We start from the raw sequence: 17654 nt of genomic DNA, 5'->3' as shown, positions 1-17654 counted from the left end.
TTATTTCTGTATAGTTTAACATTTGGACTTACCTATGTCCTGAAACTTTTTACTTACCTATGTCCTGAAACTGGACACCGGTATATTATGTCCATTGCAGGCAGAAAAGCCTTGCGCATACTTTTTCGGGCAGACGGATGCTTAGGTTGCCTTTTGTTATGTTCCAATACCAGCTGCAATCAAATCCTTTGGGATAGATACAGGATACTTCAAGAGGAATTCCCTGTTGTTTCCTGATGGGAAAACTATGGCTGCCCAGGCCTTCCTCCAGGTGCCAGACTGCCAGATAGGCTTTGTTTTGCCGTGGAATATACAGGCCATAAGCGGCCCATTCGTCTCCAAACACAGGCATGCCGATTGGCCAGAAAGGCGTGCCTTCCTTAATTTCAGCCCGTATTTTTTTATAAAGGCACAGAGCCTCTTTTACCAGTGAAAATCGGTTTTGACTAAGTTTCGCCAGATGTCCGCTTAGGTGGATGCGGGATAGCAGGGCGTTTACCATGTTGAATATAGTTTCCTCCTCATCGCCCGACTCTGTAGGATATGCCCATACTGCCGCCTGCTCCGGGGTTACTGCAGAAGGCGCGGCTGCGGCTATCACTGCCATTTTTTTATAATCAATTTGGTCACTGACCGACTGTATGCTGAGGAGGGAAAGCAGCGAATATGCCATTCTCATCCCTCCGCTGCTGCAGTTTTCAATTACTAATTCAGGATATTTCGCTATGACCGTTCTTAACCAATCCAGGTAAGCCTGGCAGTGCTCTAACAGGCCGTCTCCGGGGCTGTCGCTTTTCCAGTCTGTTCCTGTTCCGGCGTTGATGTTGTAATCCATCTTTATATAGCCTATCCCGTATTCCTCTGTCAGGCGCTTTATTACGGAATCGGCATAGTTCCTGACGTCCGGATTACGGTAATCAAGCTGGAATCGGCCGTGGTCTGTTACGCGTTTTCCGTAACGGGTAAAGAACCAATCATCGGGAAGCTTTTTTGCCAGGGGGCAGTTGACGCCCATTACCTCCAGTTCCAGCCACAGCCCCGGTATCATCCCTTTATTTCGGATATGCTGCAGTGGAATTTCTATTCCTCCCGGGAAACGTTTGGGAGAGGGGCTCCACTCACCTACACCATCCCACCATTCCCCATCTGCATACCAGCCCGCGTCGATGCAAAAATATTCACATCCTGCTTGCTGTGCAGCGTCTATCAAAGGAATGAGTTTTTCTGTAGTAGGATCACCGTACAGGCAGTTCATATAATCGTTAAAAATGATGGGGAGTTCTGCGTTATCCCGGTTTTTCCTGCGTATTTTTCTGCGATAGCAGGTCAAGGCTCCAATCGTCTCTTCCAGACTGTTGCCGGCTGCCACAGCAGCCTTTACAGAGGTGAAGGCCTGCCCCGGGCTTAATCTTTTATACCACTGGTGCTCATTGCCCGTAGGGCCGGATAATTGAATATAAATCTGCCCCATATTATCACTTACTTCACAATGCCATGCGCTGTGGTGTTCAGTTTGCCAAGTAATAAAACCGCCGCTCTCTTCATTTTCAAGGCACCCCATTGGTAAATATTCACTGCAGCCCCAGGTACCGCTGCCCGTCATGCAGATTCGCTTCAACGAAAAGTTTTGCATGGACTGGGGGTCTGAAACGGCAGCCGTTCCCTCCACCCTAATGAGTCCCAATTCCGTTAAACGTTTTTGTCTCCATTGAACTTCTCCCGCCCAGGTGTTATCCGGAATATGCAGTTTTATCTTTTCATCCCATGGACATAGGCCCTCCTTTGCGCAGCCGCACAGGGCAAATGAGGATAGGTACTCCAGAATCACTTCCTTTTCTCCTCTGTTCTCCACCACATTCCAAAACCTTGCAGCAGGAAGCCCGCTATAGAATTGAACATGGCTTATGACACAAAGCCCTTCCGTTTGCTGGTAAAATACAAGTTTCCTTCCATATTCGTTTACTTCATCCTCATAGTGGGTGAAACGAAGCGACATACCGGGCATAGTTCCCGTATGTTTGCTGCCGTGATGTTCTGTATGGTCATAACCTGCGGCCTGGAGCTGAACCAGCCGGAATTTCTCTTTTTGATATGGCAAAATGTCATTTTCCCGAAAAGGGACCGCCCCATAGTGCAATAGATATACCGGCGTTCCTGCTCCAATTTCAAAGACTGCAAAAAGCCCCGCCTGGCAAACTTCAATTCTCTGATCCATTCTGTATCCTCCTATTTTTATTTCCTGTACCTTTTAAAGCTTTCGTCTGCAAGCCGCATGACCGCATCTGCTTCCTCCCTGCAGGAACATACAACACGGTACATCACCCCCTCCGGTTTCAGGTATTCTAACAGAACCGGAAGGTCTTTCGGGACAATATCCACATGAATCATTTTCCCTGCATTTTGAATCTTCTGAAGAATCGGGATCCAATAGGCAGCCGTTGGCTGTCCGGCTCCATATACCCATTGGATGCCATCCAGTTTCTCCAGGCCGAGCAGGGCATCCAGATGCCGTAGTGCGTCCGGGCCATCCAAATGGAAGATGGTATGTCTCAAAAATGCGATCTCCTCCTTTAGTTCCGGCTCCACAAATTCCCGGTACATGTCCTCTGAAATCATCCCCATGAAGTCGCAGGAAGTTACATACCATTCTTTGGGATGATAAATCCCCATCCAGTTAGAGCTCCCCTTTTGCTTCTGCTTCAGCATCGTGCACAGCATTTCGTAAATTTCCTGAAAACGGTCAAATAACTGAAAACAAAGCTTCTTCACGGTATCAGGGCTTTCGTAAAGGTCATAGCATAGTTCCTCCGGTCCGCGTAAGGACACCAGGCCGTCCATTCCCGGATGGATATCTGTAATTCCGACAAGATAATCCCCGTTGCTGTCGTTAAGCATTGCTTCTGTCAGTTCTAACGTTTTACGGAGCCAGAAGTTTTCTGAGTCCAGCCTTTTGCATGAAATCTCTTCCAAGTCAGCCGCATGTCCGGATGCCCAGCTTGTCTCCTCGCCAAAGGTAAGCCCACATCCGAAATATGCTCCAAACACATCCGGCCCCAGGTTTGGATTCATCAGAGGATATGCCTCACCGGCAAAATAAGTAGCTTCCAGGATGGCACGCTCCCTGCGGATTACATATTCCGTATCGAGCCATCTTTCATCAAGAGTTCCCGTAAAATTAGGGATCACCTGGTCATAAGGACGCAGCGGTGCTCGTACATCCATAAGAGGACGACCGTAATTTTCCCTGGCCCAATATTCTTCATAACGTTTTTCGATCCTTTCAAAATCCACAATGTGTATCATGGTACACAGCCTCCATTTCATGACGATCAATACAGGGACAATTACTGCATTTTAATAGGTTCCATATTGTTCAACAGCGTCAAAAAATGCTTCCAGATTCTCCCATGGCACCTCCGGTTCCACCATATGGTTGGGGCCTATAAAGTACCCCCCGTCTTTTCCAAGTATCTCTATGCAGCGCTTGACTTCCTCCCGCACCTGCTGCGGCGTACCGAAGGAAAGGTTCGTCTGTGCACTGACTCCGCCCCAAAATGCGAGCCGGGTTCCATAAGTATCTTTCATAAACTGAAGATCCAGACATTCCGGCTGTATGGGATTTAATATGGTGACGCCGATTTCAATAAGCTCAGGGATAATCTCCCCCGGATTCCCGCAGGAGTGATAAAAAACAGGCAGCTCCGGCCGAAGTGCTTTTGCCTCCTGTATGATCCGGGCCAACCGGGGTTTTAAGAATTCCCGCCAGGTTTCCGCCCCGATCAGCATTCCGGTCTGCATCCCCACATCATCTCCTAACATAAGTACGTCAATTCCCGCATCTGTCATAAGTTTCATCTGTTCGATTCTTAATTCCGTAATCCGGTCAAACAGGATAGAAATAACCTCGGGTTCTGTAAGCATATCCATCATTGTTTCCTCGAATCCCCGAATTGCCCATGCTTTTTCAAATATGGTCTGCGTCAGATTTCCACAAACCGCCAATCCCCTCTTATGATAAGCGCTGACCGTGTCCTTAAAATGTTCATATCGGTAAGGCTCTAAAAAATCAGGCAGCGGAAATTCCAATGCCTCTTTTTCTGTCATTCCCATTTTGAGAGGAGAAATCAGATGTTCAAAATGAAGACCACTTTGCTTTGATCTGCCGATCCCCACTCCCCATTCGTTGACAGAGAATCCAGGCTCTTTGTCTCTTCCCCGGAAATAGGAAGAGTAATCCCTTCTGGTTCTGTCAGGCGCAAAATCAAGCAGACGTACATCCAGATCAAAATATTCCCAGTAATCCGTGCATCCCGTCCTTCTTTTGAATTCTTCCTCCAAAAACGGACACAAGCCCCAGCTCAGGTCTTTCGGAATCCTGTCTGGTATCTGCCGGTTAACTACTGCCAGCACGCGTTCCCTTGCATTCATAACAATTCCTCCACTTCATCATTACTGTATGGCACAGCCAGTTATGGCTGTACTGAAGCATGGCTGTATTAACTCCATGCACGTCATATCTATTGTTTTACACTGCCTGCTGTCAGGCCGTCAATAATATGTTTTTCAAAGAACACGACAAAAATAATAATAGGAACCAGCATAAGCGAAGCAAGAGCACTGATTTTCTCCCAGGGCACATTATACTGATTAATACGTGGAATCAGCGTAAGCCCTACGCTCAATGGCGTTGCTTTTACGTTGGTAAAAACAAGCGGTATCATGAATTCGTTCATAGAATTAATAAAATTAATAATTGCCATTGTAGCGATCGCCGGTCTCATCAGCGGAAACAACACCTTGAATATTCTGATCCTGATATTTGCCCCGTCTACTGCAGCTGCTTCCTCCAAAGAATACGGGATCTGCTGGATAAAGGTCACGAAGGACATTGTGGTAAATGGGATAAAACCACTGACATAAAGGATTACTAATCCCAGGTGTGTATCATGCAGATGAAGCGTTCTGTATGTCTGGAACATTGGAATCAATGTCATGATGACAGGCAGCATTGCCGAAAAGACCAAGAGCGAATAGGCTGTGGATGCTCCCCGGAATTTGAACCTGGCAAAGGCGTAGGCTGCAAGCAGACTGACCGTTAATGAACCTATAATTGCAAGCACGGCAACAATCAGAGTATTCAGCGCCAGGCCGCCTACATCCACTTCTCTGAACAGGCTTATATAATTCTGCAGCGTAGGGCTGTCGGGAAAATAGGTGACGGGCGTTGTGAATAAAAGCTCCTTTTCCGTGATCGATGACGTAAATATCCAGAAAACAGGAAAGAGAATCAAGAATGCCAGCACCACAGTCACACCCCAGATAAATATGTGGTACCCGATCGACTTTTTCATAGCTTTCCCTCCTAGTAATCAATTTTTTTCTGAAGCTTCATACCGCCTGCGGCCACAAATACCATAACAATAAACAGCAGCATGGAGATGGCAGAAGCATAACCATAGTTCAGGTTCTTAAACGCTTCTGTTGTTATCTTATAACTGATCAGAGAGGTCTTTGCCCCGGGACCGCCCTGGGTCATAGCGTAGACAAGGTCGAAGCTGGTAAGGCGCCAAAGCGTAAAGAACAGACCCATCGTAATCAATACTCTTTTTACATGGGGGATTGTAATGGCAAAAAATCTCCGGACCGCACCCGCTCCGTCAATTGCCGCAGATTCATACAGTTCCGCCGGTACGCTTTGAAGCGCTGCCAGAACCATGATTGCATAAAAGGGGACATTCTTCCATACATCCACCAATATCACGGCGGCCTGTGCCCCGATAGGGTTTACCAGCCATGCAAATCCAAAATTTTTGTTTGTTAGGTGCGAGATCATATCATTGATAAAACCGTAAGTGTCATTGAATGCCCACTGGGCGGCAATTCCTATCACAATAGTAGGCATTGCCCAAGGTATTAGCACAATGGAACGTAAAAACTTTTTTCCTCTGAATTTTACATTCAGCAGGACCGCAAGGAGAATTCCCAATGCCATAATAAGAACCACCGATATTACAGTAAATAACAGTGTAAAACGGATAGAATCCTGCACTCCAGGGTCGGAGAACATTTTTACATAATTCTTTAGTCCTATAAATTTTTTTGTCCTGGTAATCATTTTGTAATCCAACAGGCTATACCAGGCGGTAGTAACCATCGGATAAATAATTGTGACTCCCCTGATCAGAAGAGCCGGCAGAACAAGAAGCCAGGCAGCCATAACGTTTCTTTTTCCGATCGTCAGTTTTTTCATTTACATAATCCCTCCATTTCAGCATTCATCCGTCAGACGGTAAAGCTCTGAAAGAAATGCTGTACCGTTTTAACCGGGTTTTGGGGCGGATATTAATATAAGAGGGGCGGTATGCCCACCCCTTATTCTACTAATGCCTGGATCTCTTCCGTAGCTTTTTTACTGCATTCTTCCAGTGACATCTGGTTCGTAAGATAAGACTGCGCGTAGGTTTCCGCGACCTCCTGTAGTTCATTTACTGTAGGCGGCATGGGCCTTGGCACTAAAGAACCTGCAGCAGAGTATTCTTCCAGTGCTTTGCCAAAACGGCTGATTTCTTTGGCCTCCGGTTTAGAAAGAACCTTGGCATGTGATGAGCCTTCCATCTTGAGGTTGCACATTTGTCCTTCCTCGCTTGCCCATACCTTCAGCACTTCTTTTGCAGCATCTATTTTTTTCGAGTTTTTGTTGACTGCCATATGCCAGCCGGCTACCAGCGTCTGATTTGTTGCAAAAACAGGCATAGGTGCAATCTCGATACTTTTCTCCCACTTATCGCCGCAGACATCTGCCAGATAACCCCACTGGAATGCCATACCATATTTCCCGTCAATTATTTTCTGGTTCATAGCATCGTAGGTATCCCCAAGCGCAGCCTCTGAAACGACCTTATCCTGATACAGCATGTTATACATAAACTGAAGCGCTTCCTTCGATTCTGGCTTGGTCCAATCGTACATGTCTCCGCCAAAACTATACATCCATCGGATCAGGTCATTAAAGAGCTGTCCGCCCTTTGACCAGGAAGCCCCATAACCATAGGTATCATCCTTTGTCATTGCTTTTGCTGCCGCAAGGAATTCCTCCTGGTTTGTCGGTATCTCTGCGCCTGAATCCTCCAGCACATCCTTATTCACATAAAAATACATCGCGTTGAGTTCCTGGGGAAGTAGGTAGTAATTGCCATCCGCTCCTTTTGAGATCCGTTCCAGTACATCTTCCGGATAATTTTCTTTTTCAGCTTCAATAATTTCATTAATCGGCTCGAGGTAACCGGCTGTGCTGTATGTAACACCCAGGAGCTCGTCCACATGGACGATGTCGAAGGAATCATCGCCTGCGGTCAGAATCGAACTGAGCTTTGTTACTACATCGGAATAGTTGCTCGGTGCCACCACTCCCTCCACTGTTATCCCGGTCTTTTCTTTAACAAGATCTACAAAAGGCTGCCATCCTGGCATATCTACGTTCCGGGTATAGACGGTTACTGTTTCACCGTCAAAGGGCAATTTTGTGCCGTCCGTTTCTGCCCCCTCCCCTGCTTTGGTGGTTCCTGATTCAGACTTATCTGTGCCCGCTTCTTTTCCAGAGCCGCTACATCCAATAAGCCCGATTGTTAAAGCCAATACCAAAAACAATCCAATTCCTTTTCTTTTCATTTCATATTTCCTCCTTTTCCTTTGATATCTTTACTATAAATAAATCCGTAAATAAAAACAATGTACCTAATCTTGTGAAAAGGTACACTATTCTTGTATTCACTATTCTTTTCCAAATTGCTAACAGTTCAGATAAGACTGTACTATCACAGAAAATGTCCTTTATATTCCTGTGGCAGTTCACCTGTCCGGGATTTAAAAACCTTCGAAAAATATCTGGGCGAATGGTATCCCACCATTACGGCAACCTCATTTATCCGATATCTTCCGGACTGAAGCAGCTCCTTTGCTTTTTTTATCCGAAGCTGAGTAACATAATCATTAAAATTACAGTCCATCTTAGACTTAAAAAGTGCTGAAAAATAACTTGGGTTAAAATAAAAAACATTACAGACTTTTTCGACAGAAATATCTTCCATATAATGCAGGCGTATATATCCCAGGACTTCATCCATAGTTCCGCCTATCCGGCTTATTTTCTCCTCTTTTTTAATCTGCCCAAATAGCTGATGTATGATTTTATGAAATCGGTCCAGAAGAGTATCCAGATCCCTTGCAGTAGATAAATCGGCAGGTGTGGGAGGGGTATTGCATAATTGTTCCGATACCACAGATTCACCAACATATTCAAGAACTTCCTGCATGCACTTTAGGATAAAGGAGTATACGACATAAGGCGGAGCAGTCTTCCGATAATAGGCGGTCAGCCTTTCTGCCTCGCTTCTGGCTAGCTCCAAATCACCTAGATGAATTGCATGGATAACATCACTGATATCCAGCGAATATGTTTTTGCCGGGCTCACATAGGAATATGGAAGCCTTTCAAAATAGCAGACCCTGCTTCTCTGACACTGCCCCTCATACATTGCCGCACGGGCCATCCTATAGGATAAAGGGATTTCTTCCATCTCCCGTGCCGTGTCGCCGATGCCGATATAGGCGGGATAACCTCTGCCGAGGGCATTGCTAAGTATCTTATCACATATATTTTCGACGCAATGCTCTAACACATCCATACCGGTTAGAACCAGTACCGCAAGATTTTTTCTGCTATATGCTATGTACTCCTCATGAGCAGCCTTTTTCATCATCTGTTCACAAAAAGCTACGGTATCGGCGGTTAATCGCTGGGCTGTCTCACCGACTTCATCGCCTGTACCGTTTATTACTAAGACACGGTAGGAATGTAATTCTGATATAAGCGCTGTCCCTGCACGCCCCATTTCACTGCTTCCATTTTCTATAACTTTTTCAAAGACACTGGACTGAAGCTGCTTTTTTAGAAGTGTCTTTTTCTCCACAACTCTCCTGACATTATCAAGAAGATTCCGCAACGCATCCGGATTGACAGGTTTGTTAATATAATCTAACACGCCATACCGTATGGCGGCCCTGGCATACTCGAACTCGCTGTAGCCGCTGAGAAGCACAAATTCACTTTCTACCTCCGCCTCACGGCATTTTCTAATCAGCTCTATGCCATCAAATACCGGCATAATAATGTCGCAGATTACCAAATCCGGATGCTTAGCCAAAATTTTATCATATGCCTCCCCGCCATCTGCACACGTTGCCAGTAATTCAAATCCTTCGGTCTCCCTGACAAACCGGCCGATGCCCTCCCTGATTGTCTTTTCATCATCTACAGCGATTACTCTTATCATACGTCTCTTACTCCCTAGAAAGTGTGCAGATCACATCAGCCTGAATCCCGGGGGTCATGGATGATTGTCCCGCTTTGTCCTGCCAAAGGGATACTGATTTCTACACGTGTATAACGACCGGCCCGACTTGTTATCCGCATACCCTGATCGAGAGAATATGTCAGGCACAATCGTTGGTTCACATTAGCAAGGCCGATGCTTTCACCGGTCCCCTTCTGGTTCTCATTCAAAACTTCACGGATTTTACTATCCTCCATACCCTGTCCATTATCCAAAACCATGATTTCTAAATACTCTCCTCTTATTCTGATCCTGACTGCCAGTACCCCTTCCTGCTTCCCTTTCAGCCCGTGGACGACTGCATTCTCTATTAAGGGCTGGATGATCAGGCATGGAATAACCGCCTTCTCAGACTGTCTCTCCACTTTGATATATGTCCGGAAAGAGTGGTCATAACGTATTTCCTGTATGTAGAGATAGTTGCGTACCTGGTCGATTTCTTGTTCCACACTTACATATCTTCCGTACTGATAGGTTGTATAGCGCAAAAGATTGCCCAGAGATGAAATCATGTTCGTTACCTCAGGCATGTCCAGAAACATAACCTTCCAATTGATTGTATCTAAAGTATTGAATATAAAATGTGGATTGATCTGCGACTGGAGGGCTTCAATTCTTGCATTTTTCTCACTCAGGCTAATGAGATAGTTCTCCTTCACCAGATGTTCGATTCTCTCCAGCATCCGATTGAAATTATCTGCAATATTTTCGATCTCACTATATCCCGCTGCCGCTACATGTTCGTCCTCAAGACTTGTAAATCCGATTTTCTGAATCTGTTTTACCAAATGTTCCATGGGCATGGTGAGCATCCTCGAAATGGCCAGAACCAGGATCAGGTTAAGCATCGCCAAAATGCCAACAGAAAGAAAAAGGGTTTTAATAAAACCCCCAATCGTCAGACTGATATCCTCTCTGGGCGTAACGATTACCAGATTTTGTCCAAGTGCCTCTATAGGGACAGACAGTGATTCCCACGATTGCCCTTCGCTTCCTGCAGGTAATGTCTGCTCTAAATACTTTCCCTTATCAGCCTTCTTTGTTGAATAACTGATAATTCCGTCCTTATTCTCTAACATTGCATAGCCATGAGGTGTTACGAGTGTATTTGCCAACGCGTCCGTCAGGTATTTAGGTGAAATCGTCAGCATCACCGTCCCGATTATTTGATCTTCTCTAAGCACATTTTTAAAATCCTTCAAGGTTCTCGCAAATACAATTTGATGCTCCTTCCCAACGTCGAAGCATTTGATCACTCCTTGGTTGGAAATGACTTCCTCCTGTATTTCCTCTCGGTACGCCCTCAGTGTATTATAGAGCTGTGGGTTATGAGTCTTCCGCAGCTGAATGTCTGTTTTATCACTATTTTCCAGATAAATGCCTATAGACTGCAAAAAGCCGTAATAGTATAAGTAATCATAGCAAATCCCCTCCGCTTGAAGTGCCATGTTCTCTTTCTCAGAATTGCCGTTATATTCTTCCCTAAATATTGCGGAGCAGATCCCGTTAAGTGCCTCATCCGAATAAATTTTCAAAGTGAGGTCATTCATATAAGAAAGTACATCATCGAAATTCCTTTGCATGGCTGCCGCTGCCATAGCATTACTCTTTTGGATATTCTGTTTTGCCATTTTAAAATACTGAGCTTCGGTCAGATAAAATATAATACTAAAACTAAGAACATTTAAAAGAATAAAAAATACTGAAATCGAAAAGGCGATACTTCTGGACTTTTTCCCCATTCCTATCCCTCACTTCGCTGCTTATGTATATGCGGCTTTTGTTTAAACTTTATCATAGTAGCGCTGATTTAACAAGGTGTACGTGCATCTAATTATTTCCAATCATGTTATTATATGGCGGGTGGGGGACGCCTCCGCTCCTCAAAGAATCACGCCCTGAGTCGACAGGGTTATGATTCGGTATGGGATTTTTTTTCCGCTGTTTTGGACTGCATTTACTACAGCCTGTTCTATTCCGCCGCAGCAAGGGACTTCCATGCGGACGACGGTGACGTTTTTAATGGTATTCTGACGGAGGATTTCGGTTAGTTTTTCCGTATAGTCTACGCTGTCTAGTTTGGGGCAGCCCATGAGGGTGATTTTGCCCTTCATGAAGTCCTGATGGAAGCCGGCATAGGCGTACGCGGTGCAGTCGGCGGCGATGAGCAGCTCTGCATTTTTATAATAGGGGGCCTGGACCGGGACGAGTTTGATCTGTACCGGCCACTGGAGCAGCTGAGATTCTGTGGGGGACGGAGAAGGTGCGGAGGCCTTGGCAGCAGTGTGCGGCTTCAGCTCCCTTGCCTGGGTGCCCGGGCAGCCGCAGGGCAGGGGAGCTGTATTTTTGTGTTTCTGATGAGCCTTGACCGCCTCGGCATCGTATGCGGCGGCTTCCCGTTCCACGAAGCGGATCGCGTCTGCCGGACAGGCAGGAAGGCAGTCTCCCAGGCCGTCACAGTAATCGTCTCTCAGCAGACGGGCTTTCCCGTCCACCATGCCGATTGCCCCTTCGTGGCAGGCTTCTGCACATAATCCGCATCCGTTGCATTTTTCTTCATTTATTTCTATAATTCTCCTTATCATTTCAATTCCTCCTTTTGACTTGCCGGTATATAACTGTTCCGGGATTTAAATCCTTTCCTTGTATCTATAGTGGCATTATACTATAATTTAAATATAAAAAAAGTTGTTATTACAACGAAACGGAGAGAATTTATGGATTATCAATTTATCGTGGGGACGAAACTGTTTGAGGGGGTTACCGTGGAGGAGGCCGAAGCCATGCTTGGGTGCCTGGGGGCACAGGAGAAGACATACGCACGGGGGGAGGTCATTTACCATGCAGGGCAGCATATCGGACGGATGGGGCTGCTGCTGGAGGGCGGCGTTAATATTGTGAGGCCGGATATCTGGGGAAATGAAAATATTATTGGGCATATACTGCCTGGGGAAGTGTTTGCGGAGACCTACGCGTGCAGCCAGAGGGCTCCTATGATGGCGGACGTCATGACAACGGCGAAGACAACGGTGCTGTTTCTGGACGTGGGAAAGGTGGTCAAAAGCTGTGCGTCCTCCTGCAGCCATCATGCCAGGCTTGTCCGCAACTTGCTTATGATTATGGCGTCCAAGAATTTGAATCTGGCACAGAAGATCAATCATATTACGCCCAAATCCATTCGGGAAAGGCTGTTATCCTACCTTTCGTCTGAAGCGGTAAAGCAGGGGAAAAAAGAGATTGAAGTTCCATTTAACAGGCAGCAGATGGCGGATTACCTGGCTGTGGACCGCAGCGCCCTTTCGAATGAACTCTCCAAAATGCAGAGGGACGGTCTGCTTCACTATCATAAGAATCATTTTATCCTTTTGCAGGGGGAGTAAGGAAAAGTGGTGTGTAAGAATCTTGTGCGGGAGCGTGAAAAGGTCTATAATAAAATACGATGCGGTAAATGTGGCGGAAACAGGAGGCAGAGAAGGAATCATATGGATTTAAAATCAATAGGGCTTAACGGTGTTGGCAATGCGAGGCAGCTTGGCGGATACACCGGAGCCGATAACAGGAAAATCAAAATGAACACGCTGTTGAGGACGGGGAAGCTGGCAGAAGCCCTGCCGGAAGATCTGAAAAGGCTGCGGGACATATACGGCCTGACGGATGTGGTTGATTTCAGGACGACACCGGAGCGGGACAAGGCGCCGGATCCGGAGATAGACGGGGTGAAGAATTATCACGTACCGATTCTGGACGAGGAGAACGGAAGTATGGCCGCAGTTGCAGCGAGCGGCGTATTTACGCCGGAAGAGGCCATCAAATACTTACTGAGCGGCGCGATGGCAGATATGTATGTGGAGATTGCCACGACACCATTTTCCCAAAAAGGATATGCCCGGTTCTTTCGGATTCTTTTGGAAAATGAGCAGGGGGCGGTTCTTTGGCACTGTACAGCGGGCAAAGACAGAGCCGGATTCGGTTCCGTGCTGGTGCTGGCCGCACTGGGGGTGGAGCGCAGCGTCATTCTGGAAGATTATGAGATAACTAACCACTATTATAAGGAAAATATAAAAGCCATGGAGCAGTTTTTGAGAACAAAAGGTTTAGGGGACGAAGCGGTACAGGCCGCGCGCTCCACGGCGGGAGCAGAGGTGAAGCACCTGGTTAAGGCTCTGGATGTGATTGACAGGGAGTATGGCTCTATGGATGAATACCTGCGCAGCCGGATCCTGCTCAGCGATGCGGACAAGGAGAAGCTCAGAAAAAAATATTTGGAAAACTGATCATCACAGTCTTTACGCTGGGAATCAGTTTGTGTTAAACTGGATGCGGAAACAGGCTGTGAGGACATGCTTTTTGACGCTGCCTGTTATATGCAAAAGAAATTTTACTTTAGAAGGAGACAAAAACATGGGAGGCTTTTTTGGCGTAGCTTCAAAAACGGACTGTACGTTAGAGTTGTTTTATGGTGTGGATTATCATTCACATCTTGGGACAAGAAGAGGCGGGATGGCAACTTTTGGGAAAGACGGATTTCAGCGTGCGATTCATAACATAGAGAATTCACCGTTCCGCACCAAGTTTGAGAAAGATGTAGAGGAGCTCAAGGGATGCTTCGGAATCGGCTGCATATCGGACTACGAACCGCAGCCGCTGCTGATCCAGTCCCATCTGGGCAGCTTTGCAATCACGACGGTCGGAAAGATTAATAATATGCAGGAGCTTCTGTCAAAAGTATATGAAAATGGACATACACATTTTCAGGAGATGAGCGGCGGACAGATCAACGCAACGGAACTGATCGCATCCCTCATTTGCAAAAAGGATTCCATCGTGGAGGGAATCCGGTACGTCCAGCAGCTTGTGGATGGTTCCATGACGCTGCTGTTAATGACCACAGAGGGGCTGTATGCGGCGAGAGACAGATATGGACGCACGCCGCTTGTAGTCGGCAGAAAAGACGGCGCTTACTGTGTCTCCTTTGAGAATTTTGCGTACATCAATCTGGGTTATACGGATTATAAGGAGCTGGGGCCTGCTGAGATTGTATTTATCACACCGGAGAGCGTAGAGACAGTAAGCCCGCCGGGGGAGGAGATGAAGATGTGTTCCTTCCTGTGGGTGTATTACGGTTATCCGACTTCTTCCTACGAAGGAGTCAATGTCGAAGAGATGCGGTACAAGTGCGGAAGCATGCTTGCGAAGCGGGACGGGAACAGCGTATCACCGGACATCGTGGCAGGAGTGCCGGATTCCGGCATCGCGCATGCCATCGGCTATGCCAATGAATCCGGAATCCCCTACGCCAGGCCGTTTATTAAGTATACGCCAACCTGGCCGCGTTCCTTTATGCCGACGAACCAGAACCAGCGTGATCTGATCGCCAAGATGAAACTGATTCCGGTGCAGGCACTGATTGAGAATAAGAAGCTGCTGCTGATCGATGACTCTATCGTACGAGGAACCCAGCTTCATGAGACAACCGAATTCCTGTATCAGAGCGGAGCAAAAGAAGTGCATGTCCGTCCGGCATGCCCGCCGCTTCTGTTTGGCTGTAAATTTCTGAACTTTTCCCGCTCCAAGTCTGAGCTGGATCTAATCACGCGAAGGATTATCCAGGAAAGGGAAGAGGAAGTGACGGGGGAAGTGTTGGAAGAGTATGCCAATCCCTGCTGCAGCCGGTATCATGATATGGTAGAGGAAGTGCGCAGACGCCAGAATTTTACAACGCTGCGCTACCACAGGCTGGATGATCTGGTTGCATCGATTGGGCTGTCACCGTGCAAACTTTGTACGTACTGCTTTGACGGAAAAGAATAGAAAATTGCCGGGCAGGCAATGCCTTGGCAAAGGTGAAGGCCGCACACGAAGTATGATGACTTACGTGTGCGGCTTTCCTATTATATAAAACCCTTCGTGGGATGCACACGCCGCGATAAGTTATATAGCCTCAAAGCGGCATCGCGGCGGCGCCAAAGTGTGCAAGCTCCTCATGAGTGAGGAGGCGGGGAGCTGAGGTGTGCTTGCCTGCTTTGGGCTAATCCGCGGATATATTTGACGGTAATAGTCAGTGCAAAGGCTGTTATAAATCCGATGGCAGCGGCGGCAATGGCATGGAAGAGATTGGAGGGATTGCCTTCCTGATAAAACATGAGTACTGTTGACACCGATGGGAAAGAGTATACCGTACTGCACGGTGTAAAGATTCCCTGATAAATCCCACCCGCAAAGCTGGCTGCAGAAGCCACGGCAAGCAGAGATTTTTGGGGGATACAGATCCCGTAAAGCGCCGGCTCTGTGATGCCGGCAAACAGCGCAACGAGTCCGACGGAGAGGTAAGTGGGCCGTTCCAGTGAGCCGGGTTCAGTATAAAATGTGCCCAGAGCCACGCCGGCTATCGATGTCACACAAATGAAGGAACTCACCATATAGCCGATCTCCATGCCGGTATTCCCTAAGCTCTCCAGCACAATAGCCGTAAAGATCCAGCTCGTCCCTGTAATTGTCAGAAATGGGGAAAGTGCAGAAAAAACGGCCCAGGACAGTACCGGGTTGATATCCTGCAATTCAAATATGAACGAAGAAATCCTATTTCCCATGACCGTACAGAGCGGCCCCACGAACAGAATTCCAATTACAGATGTCAAAGTAATAGTGATAACCGGCATAAAAAATGTCCGGAATGTTTTGTGAGAAACTTTTTCCAGAAGCCCGGTCAGTTTTGACATCACGTATACCAAAAGGATAGCAGGCAATACGGAAAATGCATACGAAGCCTTGTATACAGGGAGAAAGAGAAAACGGATCATTCCCTGCGTGTTTAAAAGCTCGATAAAATCGGGCAGCAGAAGAACCGCCGCAGATACCATGGCAATAAGGGGATTGACTCTGAAATGGCAGGCCGATGAGTAAGCCGTAAAAACCGGCAGAAAGTAAAAGGCCGCATTGCTGACCGCGGAAAGGACATCTTCGGTTTGGGGAGAGAGGGTAAATAAACCGGTATATCCAATCAGGATGATCAAAAGTTTTAAAATGCCTGCCGCCATCAGTATCGGGATTACAGGTTTCATACAAGCGGATATGGTATCAAATAATCTGGAAAAGGGGTTCTCGTTCACATATCTTTTCATAATCCTATTCACCTCTTTCTTTTTTCTCTGATTATAATTATAATGAAGTATAGGGTGATAATATATAATTATCAGCACGGATATTATAAAAATCTTACCAAATTGAAGCGGGCTTAAAAGCCGCTGTAGGAATAGAAGTAAAGTGAGACCGGACTATTAGAATACCGCCGGCAGATGATGCCGATTTGTGGAGGATATTTATGGAATTTATTGAACGGAATGAAGTGAAGATGGAGACGGGTATGTTTTTAGACGAGGACTTCCCATTTTTTATTTCTTATAAGCAGATCTCGGATTACAGGGATGGTGAGGTGCTGTCGCACTGGCATGTGGAGTTGGAATATATACTTGTTCTGGAGGGGCGCCTGGATTATATCGGGGAGGATTCAGAGTATACACTGACAGAAGGAGAAGGGGTTTTGGTAAATGGAAATGTTCTCCATTCGTACCGGCGGAACAGGACGAATGAATGCAGATATCTGGTCGTAATCTTTCATCCGTCCTTGATTGGATACAATGCAGAGGGACGTATTTCTGAAAATTATATCTTCCCATATTTTTCCGGAGACCAGGCATTTTCGGATATTCATCTTACCGGGAGGGAACTTTGGCACAGAGAAATTGCCTCCATTCTGCTGGAGGCAGAATCATATTCTGCGGCCGGGGCAGCGGGGTATGAAATGGATATACAGATACTGCTGCTCAAATGCTGGCGGATTCTGTATGAAAAAGTACTATGCGCCGGAGCCGGCAGGCCCGGTAAAAATCCTAAGAATGAGCTGATATATAAGGCAGTCAAATACATACGGGAACATATGGGGGAGAAAATCTATCTGACCGACATAGCCAGGGCTTGCAGCATCAGCAATACGGAGTGCTGCAGGATGTTCAAAAGGCAGGTGGGGCAGAGCCCGATGGAATATGTGAAGAAGTACAGAGTCAAAAGAAGCCTGGATTTTCTGGAAAATAAAAACTGCAGTATCATGCAGGTGGCGCAGATGGCCGGATTTGAGAGCCAGAGTTATTATACAAAGGTATTCCGCAGCATTATGAAATGCACACCACAGGAATACCGAAAGGAAAATAAAAGAGTGATTGACAATGACGAAACGTAACAGGGCGGAGCAGTCTGCGGCTGCCC

At 46.6% G+C, this 17654-nt stretch carries 14 protein-coding genes; 4 read left to right on the top strand and 10 right to left on the bottom strand.

The window, feature by feature from the left end; translation table 11 throughout:
- Nucleotides 1-85: 85 nt before the first annotated feature.
- The 9 genes from GKG43_RS14900 to GKG43_RS14860 form a co-directional block, all read right to left on the bottom strand.
- Nucleotides 86-2215 (bottom strand): glycoside hydrolase family 36 protein, encoded by a 2130-nt coding sequence (locus GKG43_RS14900; RefSeq protein WP_129879277.1) that lies wholly within the window; start codon nucleotides 2213-2215, stop codon nucleotides 86-88.
- Nucleotides 2216-2232: 17 nt separating this feature from the next.
- Nucleotides 2233-3303 carry a trimethylamine corrinoid protein 2 gene (locus tag GKG43_RS14895; protein WP_129879276.1) on the bottom strand — a complete coding sequence of 357 codons (1071 nt, stop codon included), beginning with the start codon at nucleotides 3301-3303 and terminating at the stop codon, nucleotides 2233-2235.
- Between the two features lie 51 nt (nucleotides 3304-3354).
- Nucleotides 3355-4428 (bottom strand): uroporphyrinogen decarboxylase family protein, encoded by a 1074-nt coding sequence (locus GKG43_RS14890; protein WP_129879275.1) that lies wholly within the window; start codon nucleotides 4426-4428, stop codon nucleotides 3355-3357.
- An 89-nt stretch (nucleotides 4429-4517) separates the two neighbouring features.
- The gene (locus GKG43_RS14885) at nucleotides 4518-5351 is read right to left on the bottom strand and encodes a carbohydrate ABC transporter permease (RefSeq protein ID WP_129879274.1); all 834 of its coding nucleotides are present in this window, start codon (nucleotides 5349-5351) and stop codon (nucleotides 4518-4520) included.
- An 11-nt stretch (nucleotides 5352-5362) separates the two neighbouring features.
- On the bottom strand, nucleotides 5363-6250 hold the full coding sequence (locus GKG43_RS14880; protein WP_129879273.1) for a sugar ABC transporter permease: 888 nt from the start codon (nucleotides 6248-6250) through the stop codon (nucleotides 5363-5365).
- Between the two features lie 122 nt (nucleotides 6251-6372).
- On the bottom strand, nucleotides 6373-7668 hold the full coding sequence (locus GKG43_RS14875; RefSeq protein ID WP_129879272.1) for an extracellular solute-binding protein: 1296 nt from the start codon (nucleotides 7666-7668) through the stop codon (nucleotides 6373-6375).
- Nucleotides 7669-7814: 146 nt separating this feature from the next.
- Nucleotides 7815-9332: a response regulator gene (locus GKG43_RS14870; RefSeq protein ID WP_129879271.1), complete on the bottom strand. Its 1518-nt coding sequence runs from the start codon at nucleotides 9330-9332 to the stop codon at nucleotides 7815-7817.
- A gap of 35 nt (nucleotides 9333-9367) precedes the next feature.
- Entirely contained in the window at nucleotides 9368-11134 is a 1767-nt protein-coding gene (locus GKG43_RS14865) for a histidine kinase (RefSeq protein WP_129879270.1), read from the bottom strand.
- A gap of 141 nt (nucleotides 11135-11275) precedes the next feature.
- Nucleotides 11276-11977 (bottom strand): 4Fe-4S binding protein, encoded by a 702-nt coding sequence (locus GKG43_RS14860; protein WP_129879269.1) that lies wholly within the window; start codon nucleotides 11975-11977, stop codon nucleotides 11276-11278.
- A gap of 132 nt (nucleotides 11978-12109) precedes the next feature.
- Here GKG43_RS14860 and GKG43_RS14855 point away from each other — a divergent pair, with 132 nt between their 5' ends.
- From GKG43_RS14855 to GKG43_RS14845, 3 genes are all read left to right on the top strand, one after another.
- A complete protein-coding gene (locus GKG43_RS14855; RefSeq protein WP_050640454.1) occupies nucleotides 12110-12772 on the top strand; it encodes a Crp/Fnr family transcriptional regulator in 663 nt (220 codons plus the stop codon).
- Nucleotides 12773-12874: 102 nt separating this feature from the next.
- On the top strand, nucleotides 12875-13666 hold the full coding sequence (locus GKG43_RS14850) for a tyrosine-protein phosphatase (RefSeq protein ID WP_050640453.1): 792 nt from the start codon (nucleotides 12875-12877) through the stop codon (nucleotides 13664-13666).
- Nucleotides 13667-13793: 127 nt separating this feature from the next.
- Nucleotides 13794-15203: an amidophosphoribosyltransferase gene (locus GKG43_RS14845; protein ID WP_050640452.1), complete on the top strand. Its 1410-nt coding sequence runs from the start codon at nucleotides 13794-13796 to the stop codon at nucleotides 15201-15203.
- Nucleotides 15204-15373: 170 nt separating this feature from the next.
- Here the strand turns inward: GKG43_RS14845 and GKG43_RS14840 are convergent, their stop codons facing one another.
- The gene (locus GKG43_RS14840; RefSeq protein WP_129879268.1) at nucleotides 15374-16513 is read right to left on the bottom strand and encodes a PTS transporter subunit EIIC; all 1140 of its coding nucleotides are present in this window, start codon (nucleotides 16511-16513) and stop codon (nucleotides 15374-15376) included.
- A gap of 200 nt (nucleotides 16514-16713) precedes the next feature.
- On the opposite strand from GKG43_RS14840, the gene GKG43_RS14835 reads away from it, so the two are divergent.
- The gene (locus GKG43_RS14835; RefSeq protein WP_050640450.1) at nucleotides 16714-17628 is read left to right on the top strand and encodes an AraC family transcriptional regulator; all 915 of its coding nucleotides are present in this window, start codon (nucleotides 16714-16716) and stop codon (nucleotides 17626-17628) included.
- The last annotated feature ends 26 nt before the right edge of the window (nucleotides 17629-17654 follow it).

The sequence above is a fragment of the Eubacterium sp. BIOML-A2 genome, from assembly GCF_009680135.1.
In the GTDB taxonomy this organism is placed as follows: domain Bacteria; phylum Bacillota; class Clostridia; order Lachnospirales; family Lachnospiraceae; genus Faecalicatena; species Faecalicatena contortus_B.
Note: the sequence above shows the minus strand (reverse complement) of the source record. Positions and strands in the feature narration are given on the sequence as shown.